The 14,829-nt window shown below is 69.3% G+C and carries 13 protein-coding genes; 2 read left to right on the forward strand and 11 right to left on the reverse strand.

All coding sequences use genetic code 11. The annotated features are described in order from the left end of the window. Positions 1-241: 241 nt before the first annotated feature. The 3 genes from ACIBAF_RS04075 to ACIBAF_RS04085 all read right to left on the reverse strand — a co-directional run bounded on the left by ACIBAF_RS04075 (position 242) and on the right by ACIBAF_RS04085 (position 3,415). Complete coding sequence (locus tag ACIBAF_RS04075; RefSeq protein WP_399461524.1) at positions 242-1,006, reverse strand: TIGR03936 family radical SAM-associated protein; 765 nt, start codon at positions 1,004-1,006, stop codon at positions 242-244. A 48-nt stretch (positions 1,007-1,054) separates the two neighbouring features. Then, positions 1,055-2,194: a hypothetical protein gene (locus ACIBAF_RS04080; RefSeq protein WP_399461525.1), complete on the reverse strand. Its 1,140-nt coding sequence runs from the start codon at positions 2,192-2,194 to the stop codon at positions 1,055-1,057. A 69-nt stretch (positions 2,195-2,263) separates the two neighbouring features. Continuing rightward, a complete protein-coding gene (locus ACIBAF_RS04085) occupies positions 2,264-3,415 on the reverse strand; it encodes a glycosyltransferase (RefSeq protein WP_399461526.1) in 1,152 nt (383 codons plus the stop codon). A 258-nt stretch (positions 3,416-3,673) separates the two neighbouring features. Here ACIBAF_RS04085 and ACIBAF_RS04090 point away from each other — a divergent pair, with 258 nt between their 5' ends. Then, complete coding sequence (locus tag ACIBAF_RS04090) at positions 3,674-4,525, forward strand: hypothetical protein (RefSeq protein WP_399461527.1); 852 nt, start codon at positions 3,674-3,676, stop codon at positions 4,523-4,525. Between the two features lie 234 nt (positions 4,526-4,759). On the opposite strand, the gene ACIBAF_RS04095 is transcribed toward ACIBAF_RS04090, so the two are convergent. From ACIBAF_RS04095 to ACIBAF_RS04105, 3 genes are read right to left on the reverse strand one after another with little or no spacing between them, the layout of a single operon-like run. Then, complete coding sequence (locus tag ACIBAF_RS04095) at positions 4,760-5,170, reverse strand: arsenate reductase ArsC (protein WP_399461528.1); 411 nt, start codon at positions 5,168-5,170, stop codon at positions 4,760-4,762. A gap of 24 nt (positions 5,171-5,194) precedes the next feature. Then, positions 5,195-5,935, reverse strand: a complete 741-nt coding sequence (locus ACIBAF_RS04100; RefSeq protein ID WP_399461529.1) for an aquaporin — start codon at positions 5,933-5,935, stop codon at positions 5,195-5,197. Further along, positions 5,932-6,309 (reverse strand): ArsR/SmtB family transcription factor, encoded by a 378-nt coding sequence (locus ACIBAF_RS04105; protein WP_399461530.1) that lies wholly within the window; start codon positions 6,307-6,309, stop codon positions 5,932-5,934. Before ACIBAF_RS04105 ends, ACIBAF_RS04100 begins: the two co-directional genes overlap by 4 nt. Before the next feature lie 104 nt (positions 6,310-6,413). Between ACIBAF_RS04105 and arsM the strand changes: the two genes are divergently transcribed. Next, on the forward strand, positions 6,414-7,307 hold the full coding sequence (gene arsM / locus ACIBAF_RS04110; protein ID WP_399461531.1) for an arsenite methyltransferase: 894 nt from the start codon (positions 6,414-6,416) through the stop codon (positions 7,305-7,307). Between the two features lie 80 nt (positions 7,308-7,387). On the opposite strand, the gene ACIBAF_RS04115 is transcribed toward arsM, so the two are convergent. From ACIBAF_RS04115 to mrdA, 5 genes are all read right to left on the reverse strand, one after another. After that, positions 7,388-7,540: a hypothetical protein gene (locus tag ACIBAF_RS04115; protein WP_399461532.1), complete on the reverse strand. Its 153-nt coding sequence runs from the start codon at positions 7,538-7,540 to the stop codon at positions 7,388-7,390. A gap of 34 nt (positions 7,541-7,574) precedes the next feature. Further along, a complete protein-coding gene (locus ACIBAF_RS04120; RefSeq protein WP_399461533.1) occupies positions 7,575-9,539 on the reverse strand; it encodes a TIGR03960 family B12-binding radical SAM protein in 1,965 nt (654 codons plus the stop codon). A 91-nt stretch (positions 9,540-9,630) separates the two neighbouring features. Then, on the reverse strand, positions 9,631-11,136 hold the full coding sequence (locus ACIBAF_RS04125) for a CHAD domain-containing protein (protein ID WP_399461534.1): 1,506 nt from the start codon (positions 11,134-11,136) through the stop codon (positions 9,631-9,633). Positions 11,137-11,247: 111 nt separating this feature from the next. After that, positions 11,248-12,447, reverse strand: a complete 1,200-nt coding sequence (rodA, locus tag ACIBAF_RS04130; protein WP_399461535.1) for a rod shape-determining protein RodA — start codon at positions 12,445-12,447, stop codon at positions 11,248-11,250. Continuing rightward, complete coding sequence (gene mrdA, locus ACIBAF_RS04135) at positions 12,444-14,693, reverse strand: penicillin-binding protein 2 (RefSeq protein ID WP_399461536.1); 2,250 nt, start codon at positions 14,691-14,693, stop codon at positions 12,444-12,446. Before mrdA ends, rodA begins: the two co-directional genes overlap by 4 nt. Positions 14,694-14,829 lie beyond the last annotated feature (136 nt).

Below are 14,829 nucleotides of genomic sequence, written 5' to 3' on the forward strand. Positions count from 1 at the left end.
CCTGGTCCGGCGTCGATCACGGAGGATCGATCGCCGTTGACGTCCGCGGCTCGCGCGATGCGCGGTGCCGCCGTCCGGGGCGCGGGCGCCGCACGGGAGCTCTCTGTGTCCTGTCTCGCCGGTTCCGTACGCCGAATGCGTACGGCCTGGCGAAAGTCTTCTGGTCGGTGCGCTGCCCGACCCAGGTGGCTCCCGAGTACGAGGGCGGCGCTACGACGTCCGTCCCTTCGCGGAACCTTCCCTACGCCGGCGCCTTCGCGGCGGCAGCGGGTACGGCCGTTGTGGGGGCCTGTGCTGCCTCGCGGTCGGGCGCGAGCGGGTCGGTCACCGTGCCGGTCTCTTCATCGAAAAGCCCCTGCGCCAGCCTGGTCACCGCTGCGGGGACCGGCGGCGCCAGGTCGGCCACGGCGCGGAGACCGGACAGGACGTCGTCGGGTCGTACGGCAGGCGTCACGTGCCGAACAACCAGCCGCAGTATCGCACAGGGCTGGTCGGTCGGCCTATCAGCAGGTTCACTGTGCGTTTCAAGTTGTACGACCGCGGCCCTGGCGTCGAAGGTGCGGACGCCGTTCTTGGTCATGCGCTGGACCTCGACGGTGTCGGCCTCGTTGAAGGCGTCCACCGCGCGATCGGCGTCGGCCGGGTCCACACCGGCCAGCCGCAGCTCCCAGACGGAGGCCGTCAGCCGGTCGGCGAGCCCCGAGGTCCGGGCCTCGACCGCGTCGACGACGTCGAGCCCGGCGGGCAGCGACTCGTCGAGGAGGATTCTCAGCTTCTCCGGGTCACGCGCCGCGGTCAGCGCGATCTCCAGGTACTCCGCCTCACTGCCCGTGCCGGTGGGTGCGGCATTGGCGTACGACACCTTCGGATGCGGCGTGAACCCCGCCGAGTACGCCATCGGCACCTCGGCACGGCGCAACGCACGCTCGAAGGCGCGCTGGAAGTCACGGTGGCTGGTGAACCGGAGGCGGCCGCGCTTGGTGTAGCGCAGTCGGATGCGCTGCACCGCGGGTGCGGGCGGCGGGCCTTCGGGCTGTCGCTTGCCCAGTGTCGTTCAGTCCTTCGTGAGAGCGGTCGTACTCCTACCAAGAGTACGTGTCTCGCCCTCCGATGGTTCCCGCCGGACGAGCGCCTCCCGCTCGCTCGGCTTCCTCGGCTCCCCGAACAGCATCCGGCGCACGTCCGCGCGGGCCTGCCGGGCCGTCTCCCGGGCGGCGGCCAGCGCCTGCCGGGCGGTGCGGCCCACGCTGCGCGCGGCCCGAGCCGCGGGACGCAGCACGGCGTCCCGGACGAGGCGCCCGACCGGGGTGAGGACGTTCCGGTACGCCCAGCGCACCGGCTCGACGAAGATCCACCGGAAGAGGGCGCCGAGGAACCGTCCGACGACGAGCGAGATCCGTCCGGCGATCCGCCAGGCGTGGCCGAGGGCGTCCCCCACCTCCCGTGCGAGAACCGCGAGGAAGCGCCCGACGGGGGCGAGCACCCAGCGCCACAGGGCCGACGCGGGCAGCACGACCAGGACCCGGGTGATCCAGTACAGGACGAAACCGATCCCCCTGACCAGCATCGCCAGGCCCAGCCACACCCCTCGCGCACACCAGGCGATCGCCCGCCCGACCGGCGCGAGGATCCACGCGTGGACCCAGCGGGCCGGAAGGACGACGAGGTACCGCGCCAGCCACGCCACACCGGCGTACGCGCCCACGCCGACGGCGGCGAGGACGGCGCCGACGCCCTTCAGCAGCCAGAGCACCGCAAGCCCGACGGGCGTCAGCACGCGCGCGTACACCCACGCCAGTCCGCCCCCCGTCCCCCGTGCCAGCCACGCGATGCCGTGCCCGACCGGAGTGAGGACGTACCGGTACGACCACACCGCCGGCACGACGAGCAGCACGTTCCCGAGCCACCCGAGCACCCGGCCCAAGGGGACGACGACGTACCGCCACAGCCCGATCAGCGGCCAGACGAACAGCGCCTTCGCCAGCCACAGCAGGGCCCGCCCCAGCGGCCTGAGGACCGTGCCCCTGAGGAACCGTGCGACGACGACGAGCGCGTCCCACGCCATCCGCACGGGCACGACCAGCACGAGCACGACGATCCGCACGGGCAGCCGGATCGCGACGACGAGACACCCCTCGGGCGCCTGGGCGGGCGGCTGCGCAGGCGGTGCGGCGGGCGGCTTCTGCAGGTCCATGTCGACGTAGACGCTACCGGCGCCCCGGCGGATGCACTGACCAGCCGGAACGCGGCCGTCAAGGCAGCGTCACCTCTTCCGGGCCCTGGCCGCCTTGCCCGCCCTGGACGCCTTCGGCCGACGGACCGCGGCGGCCGCCCGCGGGACGGCCTTGACGTGCGGGGCGGAGAACTCCCGGTTGGTCTCGGCCTGTTGACGGATGGCATCGGGCAGCTCCGGCATCGCCAGCAGCGCGTCGCAGGCCCGGACGGCGGCCGTGTGATCGCCGACCCAGTACGCGCAGATCGAGAACTCGAAGAGCAGACCCCACTGGTACACCCACGACTTGGTGAACAGCAGGTCGTCCGGCTCACGTGCGCCGACCACCCCGCCGAGCAGGGCGTACGCAGTGCGATAGCGGCTCTGCAGGCGCAGTCGCGAGGTCAGTTCGTAGACGGCTTCGAGGCGGGCGGGGCGGGACTCCCAGGCGCGGGAGAACGCGTCCATGGCGCCGGGCCAGTCGTCGGTCTTCTCCGCTTTGAGGATCCCGGCCTCCAGGAGCGAGCAGTAGACCTCCTCGCCCCAGCCGCCCAGCTCGGCCCGCCGCTCGTACAGCGCGATCGCCTCGTCCACGTGTCCCAGGTCGCGTTCGGTGTTGGCGAGGTAGAAGACGGTGCGCGGGTTGGTGGGATCGCGCTCCAACTCGCCCCGCAGCAGGCGTGCGTCGCGCTCGAACTTGTCGCTGCGGCAGCCGCCGTCCGCGTGGTCCTCGATGACGAGCGCGTCCAGGTTCTCCTGCCGGTCTGGCTCGTCGGTGCACGGGTACTCGTGGGTGACGCCCTCGTAGCGCCAGGCCCAGTCGCCGCGCATGAGGTGCTTGAAGCGGTGCTGGGTGCCCGGGGTGTCGTAGCGCAGCATGTACGAGCCCGCCGTCAGCCGGGGCAGCGGGGCGTCCTGGCGCATGACGTGATCGGCGTCGAGGGTGAGCAGGTAGTCGGCCTTGCCGCGGGCGTGCTGGATGTTCTGCGTCCGGTTGTGCCCGAAGTCGACCCAGGGTTCCTCGTGGAGCTCGCCCGGGATGCCGTCGAGCACCTTGCGGATCAGCTCCTGCGTGCCGTCCGTCGAACCGGTGTCGGAGATCACCCAGTAGTCGATGAGGGGGCGTACGGACTCCAGGCAGCGTTCGATCACCCGTGACTCGTCCTTGACGATCATGCACAGGCACAGGGTCTGCTGTTTCACGGGCGTCAAGGTGACACAGGCCTGGTGCGGGGCCGCCCATCCACGCGGGAAGCGGGCCGCAACGCTCCCCGAACGGCCGCGAAAACACCCACGTGGGCGCCCCCGGCAGAGAATGACCCATCAGCACGCACCGATTAGTCCGATACGTCGATAAACAGACGCTTTCGGGTCATCCGCCTCGCCGGAGCCCGTTCCTCGGGTCAGGCTCGCCCTCAGGTTCGGGGACCACCCGGACCGGTCGATGCAAGGAGCACGAGAATGCGACCTGAGTTCGGACCGTACTCCCTCCTGGGGCCGGTGACGCGGCACAGATGCAAGAAGGCCGGCATGGTGGCCTCGCTCGCCGTGGTCCTGGCGGCGGGCGTGATCAGCCCGGCCGCCGCGGCGGCGCGCAGCGTCACCGACTACGCGCGGTCGGAGGCCACCCCCAGCGGCGGCGACAAGTGCAAGCAGCCGGCCCATCACAAACCCCGGGCGGCCGAGGCGGCCGCCAAAGACCAGTGCAAGGGCCCGACCGGCCCCAAGGGCGCTACGGGCCCGACCGGCCCCAAGGGCGCTACGGGCGCGACCGGAGCCACGGGGGCCACCGGAGCCACGGGGGCCACCGGAGCCACCGGAGCCACCGGAGCCACCGGAGCCACGGGATCCACGGGATCCACGGGATCCACGGGCGCCGCCGGCCCCTGCATCGACCTCGACGCGGCGCAGGACTCGGCCGACTTCGAGCTCCGGGCCGCACTGTTCAACACGCGAGCGTTCGCGGGTGTCCGCGGCCTCATGGGCACCACACCCCAACCCTTCCTGTGGACCGATCTCAGCACGCACCCCAACTACCCCATGGGTGGTGTGGATTCACAGGGCGCCCCTGTCGGCTTCGCCTGCGCCATCGGAGTCAACGCCCACCCCCAGAACGCCGCGGCCCCCATCAAGTTCGACATCATCACGACCTTGGGCCAGGTCTGGGAGACCACCTGCGTAGAGCAGAACACCCAGCCCAATGCCACCCTGAACTGCGATAACGCACAGGGCCTCCCCCAGCCCTGGGTGAGGGTCAACCTTCAGCCCGCGGCCCTCGCCACCAACAGCGGCACAGCCGTCACACCCAGCTGACGGGCCGCCAACACACCAACGGGGTGTGCGGAGGTCCGGTCGACCGGCCCTCCGCACACCCCTGACGGCTCATGACCGCGAGTCAGTGACTGTGCCCGCTGCCCGCCGGCTGCTTCACCGTCAACGGCAACAGCTTCTTGCCCGTCGGACCGATCTGAATTGTCGTGTCCATGGCGGGCCAATCCGACACTGCAATGCGGGCAAGCTGTGAGGCCTCAGATACAGCTAGACCGTTCAGCCTGTCAGGTCGTTCACCAGCGCACGGATGCGCCGCTCAATCTCGTCCCGGATCGGACGGACGGCGTCAACGCCTTGGCCGGCCGGATCGTCGAGTTGCCAGTCGAGGTATCGCTTCCCCGGGAAGACGGGGCAGGTGTCTCCGCATCCCATCGTGATGACGACATCGGACGCTTGTACGGCTTCCGCCGTGAGGACCTTCGGTGTCTCGGCGGAGATGTCGATGCCGACTTCGTTCATCGCTTCCACCACCGCCGAATTGACCGTGTCGGCAGGGGCGGAGCCAGCCGAGCGGACTTCCACCTTCTCCCCGACGAAGTGAGTGAGGAAGGCGGCGGCCATCTGGGAGCGCCCGGCGTTGTGGACGCAGACGAACAGAACGGAGGGACGCGGGGTGGGGTCGCTCATGCCGGGGGTTCCTTGGAAGACGGTTCAGCGAGGAGAAGCAGCGAGTTCGGTGTCGCCTCGCGGCATGACGATGTCGGTTTCGGCAGGAGCGGCGGGCCCGAAGAGCAACGCCACCAGACCCAGGCCGACGGCAGCACCCGCCAGTTGCGCCGCGATGAACGGCGCGACGGAGGCCGGGGCGATTCCGGCGAAGGTGTCGGTGAACGTCCGGCCGATGGTCACCGCAGGGTTCGCGAAGGAGGTGGAGGAGGTGAACCAGTAGGCGGCCCCGATGAAGGACGCCACAACGGCCGGAGCGAATCGCTCATGACCCGTCCGGCTCAGGCCGAAGATCAGCAGAATCAGTCCGGCAGTCGCCACGACTTCCCCGAGCCATAGGTGCCCTGCGAAGCGGTCATGAGTGGACCACTTCACCAGGGGTTCGGAGAACATGGCGTCGGACAGGACTGCACCGGCGACGGCCCCCGCGATCTGCGCCGGAACGTACGCCGCCACCTCCCGCAGACTCAGCCCGTCTCCGCTCCTCCGACTGGTGAACCACGCTGCGAGGGTGACGACCGGGTTGAAGTGCGCGCCGGAGACCGGCCCGAGGAGCACGATCAGCACGGCCAGGCCGAAGACCGTGGAAGTGGAGTTGGCGAGCAATTGGACCCCCACGTCCCGCGAGAGTTCGGTCGCCTGGATCCCCGAGCCGACGACCACCGCCACCAGCGCAGCCGAACCGACCGTTTCCGCAGCGACGCGACGACCCAGGGGCGCGCTCACGCGGTTACCTTCGCCGTCTGCGGCATGGCCAGGAATCCGGCCAATCGGTCGAGCGCATCGGGCAGCACCCAGTAGTAGACCCAGGTACCGCGGCGCTCACAGTCGATGAGCCCCGCCTGCCTGAGAAGCTTCAGGTGGTGCGAGATCGTCGGTTGGGAGAGGTCGAAGGCAGGGGTCAGCTCACAGACGCACACCTCGCCGCCCTCCCGCGAGGCGATCATCGACATCAGCCGCAGACGCACCGGGTCACCCAGGGCTTTGAAGATCTTTGCCAGGTCGGCCGCCTGCTCCTCGCCCAGGGGCGCCGTGGCCAGTCCCTCGCAGCAGGAACCATCCCCGTCCTGACCGAGGATCTTCAACTCTTGATTCGACATGCTTCTATGTTGACGTTTTTCGAACCAAGGCGCAAGGTTGAATCAACGAACGTCAATACAAGCCGTTCAGGGCACCGCCATGCCCAGTCACTCAGGAGTGGTTCATGTCCGAGCAGTCCACCCACATGCGGGAAACCGTCCGTCAGCGCTACGCGGCAGCGGCCGTGCAGGTCACCGAAGGCGGCACCGCTTGTTGCGGGCCTCAGCCCATCGAGGTCGGCGAGAACTTCGGCTCGACCCTGTACGCCGCTGACGAGCGCGAGATCCTGCCCGCAGAAGCCGTGGCCGCCTCCCTCGGCTGCGGCAACCCCACCGCCGTCGCCGAACTGCGCGAGGGCGAACGCGTCCTCGATCTCGGCTCGGGCGGCGGCATCGACGTCCTGCTCTCCGCCCGCCGCGTAGGCCCCACCGGCAAGGCGTACGGCCTCGACATGACCGACGAGATGCTCACCCTGGCCCTGGCCAACGCCGAGAAGGCCGGCGCGACGAACGTCGAGTTCCTCAACGGCACGATCGAGGCGATCCCGCTGCCCGCGCACACCATCGACGTCGTGATCTCCAACTGCGTGATCAACCTGTCCACCGACAAGCCCGCCGTCTTCGCCGAGACTTACCGCGTCCTCAAGCCCGGCGGCCGGATCGGCGTGTCCGACGTGGTCGCCGACGACTCACTCACCCCGGCCCAGCGCGCGGAACGCGGCGACTACGTGGGGTGCATCGCGGGCGCCCTCTCCTTCGAGGAGTACCGCGCAGGCCTGGAAGCGGCAGGGTTCACCGACGTCGAGATCATCCCGACGCACGCGGTCGCCGACGGCATGCACTCCGCGATCGTCCGAGCGTCCAAGCCGACGACTCCGCAGCCCGGCATCCAGACGAACGCGTCGGCCGACTCTTGCTGCGGCGTGAACGCCTGCTGCACCGACGCCGAGACGTCAGCAGATCCCTCCGTCAGCGTCAGCACGGCCAAGGCTGCATCGGGCTGCGGTTGCCAAAGCTGATCCAGACACGACCGAGCCCCCTCCCGATCAAGGAGGGGGCTCAGAAGTTCACAGATGCCGTTCTCAGGCAGTCGACGGGGTCAGACCCACTCCACCTCGGAGAGGATCCTCGGCGAGCCCCCAGGCGGCGGCAGCGGTGTTCTGGTCGCGTCCAGTGCCTGGCTCTGCCGCCCCGGCAGCACTCCCAGCGTGCCCAGCGCCGCGACCACCTCATCCTCTGTGACCTCCGCCACAGCCTCAGCGATCCGCCGCAGCGCCTCACTCACCTCAGTGCCCGTGTCCGTGCACGTGTCCGCTGGTCGCAGCGTCCTTCTTGACCGTGAGCGGCAGCATCTTCTTGCCGCTGTTGCTCAGTTGTGGCCATGTGTCGAACTGGGGACATACCCCGCAGTCGAAGCACGGCGTCCAGCGGCAGTCCTCGACCTCGGTTTCGTCGAGGGCGTCCTGCCAGTCCTCCCAGAGCCAGTCCTTGTCGAGGCCCGAGTCCAGGTGGTCCCAGGGCAGGACCTCCTCGTAGGTCTTCTCGCGCGTCGTGTACCAGTCGACGTCGACGCCGAAGGCGGGCAGCGTCTTGTCGGCGCAAGCCATCCAGCGGTCGTAGGAGAAGTGCTCGCGCCAGCCGTCGAAGCGGCCGCCGTCCTCGTAGACGGCCCGGATGACCGCGCCGATGCGGCGGTCGCCGCGCGAGAGCAGGCCCTCCACGATGCCCGGCTTGCCGTCGTGATAGCGGAAGCCGATCGAGCGGCCGTACTTCTTGTCGCCGCGGATCTTGTCACGGAGCTTCTCCAGGCGCGCGTCCGTCTCCTCGGCGGAGAGCTGTGGGGCCCACTGGAAGGGGGTGTGGGGCTTCGGGACGAAGCCGCCGATCGACACCGTGCAGCGGATGTCGTTCTGGCCGGAGACCTTGCGGCCCTCGGCGATCACGTTCATCGCCATGTCGGCGATCTGCAGGACGTCCTCGTCGGTCTCCGTCGGCAGACCGCACATGAAGTACAGCTTCACCTGCCGCCAGCCGTTGCCGTACGCGGTGGAGACCGTCCGGATCAGGTCCTCTTCCGAGACCATCTTGTTGATGACCTTGCGCATGCGCTCCGAGCCGCCCTCGGGCGCGAAGGTCAGGCCGGACCGGCGGCCGTTCCTCGTCAGCTCGTTCGCCAGGTCCACGTTGAAGGCGTCGACGCGGGTGGAGGGGAGGGACAGGCCGATCTTGTCCTCCTCGTACCGGTCCGCGAGGCCCTTGGCGATGTCGCCGATCTCGCTGTGGTCCGCGCTCGACAGGGAGAGAAGGCCGACCTCCTCGAAGCCGGTCGCCTTCAGGCCCTTCTCCACCATGTCGCCGATGCCCGTGATGGAGCGCTCGCGCACCGGGCGCGTGATCATGCCGGCCTGGCAGAAGCGGCAGCCGCGCGTGCAGCCGCGGAAGATCTCCACCGACATGCGCTCGTGGACCGTCTCGGCGAGCGGGACCAGCGGCTGCTTGGGGTACGGCCACTCGTCCAGGTCCATGACCGTGTGCTTGCTGACCCGCCACGGCACGCCGGACTTGTTCGGCACGACCCGCGCGATCCGGCCGTCCGGCAGGTACTCGACGTCGTAGAACGCCGGGATGTACACCGAGCCCGTCTTCGCGAGGCGGAAGAGGACCTCCTCGCGGCCACCCGGCCTGCCCTCCGCCTTCCACTCGCGGATGATCTTCGTCATGTCGAGGACGGCCTGCTCGCCGTCGCCGATGATCGCCGCGTCGATGAAGTCGGCGATCGGCTCGGGGTTGAACGCGGCGTGGCCGCCCGCGAGGACGATCGGGTCGTCGATCGTGCGGTCCTTGGACTCCAGCGGAATGCCGGCGAGGTCCAGGGCGGTCAGCATGTTCGTGTAACCCAGCTCCGTCGAGAACGACAGGCCGAACACGTCGAACGCCTTCACCGGGCGGTGGCCGTCCACCGTGAACTGCGGGACGGCGTGCTCCCGCATCAGCGCCTCCAGGTCCGGCCACACGCTGTACGTGCGCTCGGCGAGGACGCCCTCCTGCTCGTTCAGGACCTCGTAGAGGATCATGACGCCCTGGTTGGGCAGACCGACCTCGTACGCGTCCGGGTACATGAGCGCCCAGCGGACGTCGCAGGACTCCCAGGGCTTGACCGTGGAGTTGAGCTCGCCGCCCACGTACTGGATCGGCTTCTGCACATGCGGGAGCAAGGCTTCGAGCTGCGGGAAGACCGACTCGACAGACATCGCGGGGTTACCTTCGTGAGCTGACAGGGACAGGGGTGACCATCAAGCCTAACCCGCCCGGAGGACTCCCCCGCCCGCGAAGACTGCGGTGCTAAACCTGCATCGAGCCGTTGGTCTTCTTCCACTTCTTGGGCAGTGCCTCCTCCACCCGCTCCGCACGCCGCTCCTCACGGGCGTACAGCACGCCGTAGGTGAAGGCGCTCTCCCCCGCCGCGTGCGCCACCGCGGACAGCTCGCGCAGGGTCGTGCGGGCCATGACGCTGTCCTGGTGGTCGCCGAGCAGGCTCTGGAGCGACTTCATGGACTTGACGAGGGCCTTGGCCGGCTTTCCGAGGGCCGGGTGGGCCGCCTCGGCCGCGTACCGCGTCCGCTTGGCCTTCTTGCGGGCCTCGTGCAGTCCGAGGTCGCGGTCGGCGCCGGGCGGCTGCTCCATGCCCTCCTCGATCAGCGCGGAGACCTTCCCGAAGTCCTTGCGCACGGCCTTGGCGAGCACCTTGTCCGGCTTCTTGGCGGCCGCCTTGAGCGTCGGCGGGTCGGCGACCACGGCGTCCAGGCTGTCGAGGAGCGTCAGATAGCGCTGCGAGTCGAGTACGCCGAGCAGCCGGCGGCGGGAACCGTGCTCGCCGGCCTTGGCCCAGGTGCGCAGCCGGTCGTGGATCGGGCCGGAGACCAAGGCGGAGGGCAGTTCGTCGAGGGCCGCGCCCAGCCGCTCGGCCAGCACCTCGTGGTCGCGGCCCACGCCCAGCTCCCCGGCCAGCCATTTCAGCTCGACGGCGATCGGGTCGGTGACGTCCCGGTCGAGGACCTTGCGGAAGGAGCGGAACGTGCTGCGCAGCCTGCGGGTGGCGACCCGCATGTCGTGGATCGACTCCTCGGCGTCCCGGCGCACGGCCGGGTCCAGCTCGACGATCGCGTCCCGCTGGGCACGGATGTACGCCAGGACGTGGTCGCCGGCGGTGACGGGCTCGGCGGGGCCCGTGTCCTTCGGCCGCGGATGCCCGCCCTTCGTCTCCGCCAGCGCCCGCTCCAGCTTCGACGCCGACTTCGACGGCCGTACGCCCGCCTTGCGCAACCGCTTGTCCACCTTGTCGAGGAGGGCCGGGTCGCCGCCGTCGGCGAGCTCCACCTCTATCTCGGTCCACTGGGCGGTGCCCTGACCGCCGAACAGCCTGTCCGCCCGTACGGCGTCCACGCTGGCCTCGGCGAGCAGCCGGCCCTTGGCGTCGACGAGGTCGCGGACGTCCCGGCTGGAGCGCAGCCGCACCACGGGCACCAGCTGTCCCTCCCGCACGCGGGAGCGGACCAGCTGGGCGAGCTCGTCGGGTACGGCGTCGGAGAGCGGGGCCCGGATCTCGTCCCGGATGCCCGGGCCGACCGGCAGTTTCAGGTGCCAGCCGGCGTCGGAACCTCCGGTACGACGACGCAATGTGATCGAGGCCGTGGCCAGCCGCAGGTCGGAGGTGTCGTAGTAGGTCGCGTCCAACTCGGCGACGCCCTTGTCCAGGACGGACGTGATCCCCGCGGCGCCGGTCAGGTCGGGCAGACCACTGTCGTCGGATTCGTACTTGCGCTCGATCTCGCGTTTCGTCTCCGCCATGATTCGAATCTAGTCGCACTCGGGCCCGAACGGCAGGGCGCACCGGACCCGAATCACGCCTGAACTCAGGGAAACCAGAAGGTGTCCGACGCCTTACACCTCCTGGATCCCCTACGCCGACATGGGCCGCTGCACCCGGATGGACTGCAACAGCCCCACCGCCACCCACACCGAGAACATCGACGAGCCGCCGTAGGAGACGAACGGCAGCGGCAGGCCCGTCACCGGCATGATCCCCAGGGTCATCCCTATGTTCTCGAAGGACTGGAAGGCGAACCAGGCCACGATGCCGGCGGCGACGATCGTGCCGTACAGCTCCGTCGTCTCCCGGGCGATGCGGCAGGCGCGCCACAGCAGAATGCCCAGCAGGACGATGATCAGGCCCGCGCCCATGAAGCCCAGTTCCTCGCCCGCGACGGTGAAGACGAAGTCCGTCTGCTGCTCCGGGACGAACTGGCCCGTCGTCTGCGAGCCGTGGAACAGTCCCGCCCCCGTGAGGCCGCCGGAACCGATGGCGATGCGTGCCTGGTTGGTGTTGTAGCCGACGCCCGCGGGGTCGAGGCTGGGGTTGGCGAAGGCGGCGAAGCGGGCGATCTGGTACTCGTCCAGGATGTGCAGCTGCCAGACGGCGATCGCACCGGCCGCGCCCGCGCCGAGGAGCCCGAAGACCCAGCGGTTGGAGGCGCCGGACGCCAGCAGCAGGCCCAGCACGATCATCACCATCACCATGACCGACCCGAGGTCGGGCATCAGCATGACGATCAGCATGGGCACGGCCGCGAGGCCCAGTGCCTGGACCACCGTGCGCTGGTCGGGGTAGGGCTTGTCGCCCGCGTCGACCCGGGCCGCGAGCAGCATCGCCATGCCCAGGATGATCGTGATCTTCACGAACTCCGAGGGCTGGAGCGAGAAGCCGCCGCCGAGCACGATCCAGGAGTGCGCGCCGTTGACGGTCGAGCCCAGCGGGGTCAGCACCGCCAGGATCCCCATGAGGGAGAGGCCGTACAGGACCGGTACCGCGTTGCGCAGGGTGCGGTGGCCGAGCCAGATCGTGCCGATCATCAGGGCGAGCCCGATGCCCATGTTCATGAGGTGACGGATGAGGAAGTAGTAGGGGTCGCCCTGGTTGATCTCGGTGCGGTTGCGGGTCGCCGAGTAGACCAGGAGCGAGCCGATCAGCGACAGGGCGATCGCCGACAGCAGTATCGGCCAGTCCAGCCGCCGGGCCAGCGAGTCACGGGCGAAGACCCGCGTCCAGCCGGCCCGCTCGGGCCCGTATCCGGAGACGGAGAAGCTGTTCGCGCCGGTCATGTGCACATCCTCCGGCTTCCCCTCTTCCGCCGTCGCCTGCGGGTGTCGCGGTTGGTGTTCGTGTTCTGCTGCACGGTGGCCCCGGGCTGCGTCTCGTCCGACTCCGGCGCGGTCTGCTGGCTGGCGCGCTGCTCCTTCGCCGGGTCCTTGGAGACCTTCGGGGACTTGATCGTGCCGTCCGCCTGCACCTTCGGCAGGGCGGTCTGCGGGGTGGGCAGCAGGGCGTTCTTCTTGTCGATCTTGCCGTCGTCGGAGACGCCGTACATCGCGTTGTAGATGTGCCGCACGGCCTCACCGGAGGCGCCCGAACCGGTACCGGCCTGAGCGATCGTCATGACGACCGTGTAGTCCTTGCTGTACGTGGCGAGCCAGGACGTCGTCTGCTTGCCGTAGACCTCCGCGGTACCGGTCTTCGCGTGCAGCGGGATCTCGTCCTGCGGCCAGCCGCCGAACTTCCAGGCTGCGGTACCGCGGGTGACCACGCCCTCGAGGGCGGTGTCCATGCCCTTGATCGTCGCCTGGTCGACGGGCAGCTTGCCCTTGACCTTGGGCTTGATCTCGTGGACGGACTTGCCGTCGGCGCTGACGATCGCCTTGCCGATGGTCGGGGTGTACATGGTGCCGCCGTTGGCGAGCGCCCCGTAGATCACGGCCTCCTGGATCGGCGTGACGAGGGTGTCGCCCTGGCCGATGGAGTAGTTGATCGAGTCGCCCTCGCGCATCTTGTTGCCCTCGAGGCAGTTCTCGTACGCGATCTTCTCGACGTAACTGCCGTCCTTCTTGCCGGACTTGCACCAGGAGTCCTTGTTGGCCTTCCAGTAGGACTCCTTCCACTGGCGGTCCGGGACGCGGCCGGTGACCTCGTTGGGGAGGTCGAGGCCGGTCTCCTTGCCGAGGCCGAACTGATGGGCGGCCTTGTAGAAGTAGTCCTTGGGCTCACCCTTCTTCGGGTTGATGCCGCCGTCCTTCTTCCACTCCCGGTCGGCGAGACCGTAGAAGACGGTGTCGCAGGAGACCTCCAGGGCCCGGCCGAGCGAGATGGGGCCGAAGCTCTCCCCCTCGAAGTTCTTGAAGACCTGGCCGCCCACCGAGTACGAACTGGTGCACGGGTAGCCGCCGTCCCACTCGTAGCCCGCCTCGACCGCGGCGGCCGTGGAGACCACCTTGAACGTCGAACCGGGCGCGGACTGACCCTGTATGGCCCGGTTCAGCAGCGGGTAGTCGGAGTTCTTCCCGGTGAGCTTCTTGTAGTCCTTGGCGGAGATCCCGCCGACCCAGGCGTTGGGGTCGTAGGTCGGGGCGGACGCCATGGCGACGACCCGGCCGGTCTTGGCCTCCATCACCACGACCGCTCCGGAGTCGGCCTTGTAGTTCTCGCCGGTGATCTTGTCGAACTGGGTGCGGGCGATCTTCATCGCGTTGTTCAGCTCGTACTCGGCGACCCGCTGAACCCGGGCGTCTATGCTCGTGACGAGGTTGGAGCCGGGCTGAGCCGCGTCCGCCTCGGCCTGACCGATGACGCGGCCGAGGTTGTCCACCTCGTAGCGGGTGACGCCCGCCTTGCCGCGCAGTTCCTTGTCGTACTGGCGCTCCAGGCCGGAGCGGCCGACCTGGTCGGAGCGCAGGAACGGCGAGTCGGTGTCCTGGGCCTTGGTGATCTCCTCGTCCGTGACCGGGGAGAGATAGCCGAGGACCTGGGCGGTGTTGGCCTTGCCGGGAGCGGCGTAACGGCGCACGGCCTCGGGCTCGGCGGTGATGCCGGGGAAGTCCTCGGCACGCTCACGAATCTGCAGGGCCTGCTTGGCGGTGGCCTCGTCGGTGATGGGGATCGGCTGGTAGGGCGAGCCGTTCCAACAGGGCTGCGGGGTCTTCGCGTCGCACAGCCGCACCTTCAGCATGACCTCTGCGGGCTTCATGCCGAGGACGCCCGCGAGCTTGGCCAGAACCGCCTTGCCGTCGTCCGGCTGCTTCAGCAGGTCCGTGCGGGAGGCGGAGACCACCAGCCGCGTCTCGTTGTCGGCGAGCGGCACACCCCGCGCGTCCAGGATCGAGCCGCGCACGGCGGGCTCGACGACCTGCTGGACGTGGTTGCCGGAGGCCTCCTTGGCGTACGCGGCGCCCTCCCGGATCTGCAGGTACCACAGGCGGCCGCCGAGGGTGCCGAGCAGGGAGAGGACGAGGATCTGGATCACGACGAGCCGGATCTGGACCCGTGGTGTCCGACCGGTCTCGGGAATGTTGGTCACTGCGGCTGTCTCCCCCTCTCAGTGCGCGGACGCGTGGGCGAACGTGTGTGCACGGACGTGCGTACGGCCCCGCGTACGACTGTGCGTACGGCTGTGTGTGCGTACGCATGATGAACGACCGGCCTGTGAGGCCGCG

It is taken from the genome of Streptomyces sp. NPDC051677, assembly GCF_044453465.1.
Lineage (GTDB): Bacteria > Actinomycetota > Actinomycetes > Streptomycetales > Streptomycetaceae > Streptomyces.

Excerpts from the sequence above, each read along its gene's own strand:
- ACIBAF_RS04080 (WP_399461525.1), bottom strand. The coding sequence starts at position 2,194 with ATGGACCTGCAGAAGCCGCCCGCCGCACCGCCTGCGCAGCCGCCCGCC.
- ACIBAF_RS04090 (WP_399461527.1), top strand. The coding sequence starts at position 3,674 with ATGCGACCTGAGTTCGGACCGTACTCCCTCCTGGGGCCGGTGACGCGG.
- ACIBAF_RS04095 (WP_399461528.1), bottom strand. The coding sequence starts at position 5,170 with ATGAGCGACCCCACCCCGCGTCCCTCCGTTCTGTTCGTCTGCGTCCAC.
- ACIBAF_RS04105 (WP_399461530.1), bottom strand. The coding sequence starts at position 6,309 with ATGTCGAATCAAGAGTTGAAGATCCTCGGTCAGGACGGGGATGGTTCC.
- arsM (WP_399461531.1), top strand. The coding sequence starts at position 6,414 with ATGTCCGAGCAGTCCACCCACATGCGGGAAACCGTCCGTCAGCGCTAC.
- ACIBAF_RS04120 (WP_399461533.1), bottom strand. The coding sequence starts at position 9,539 with ATGTCTGTCGAGTCGGTCTTCCCGCAGCTCGAAGCCTTGCTCCCGCAT.
- ACIBAF_RS04125 (WP_399461534.1), bottom strand. The coding sequence starts at position 11,136 with ATGGCGGAGACGAAACGCGAGATCGAGCGCAAGTACGAATCCGACGAC.
- rodA (WP_399461535.1), bottom strand. The coding sequence starts at position 12,447 with ATGACCGGCGCGAACAGCTTCTCCGTCTCCGGATACGGGCCCGAGCGG.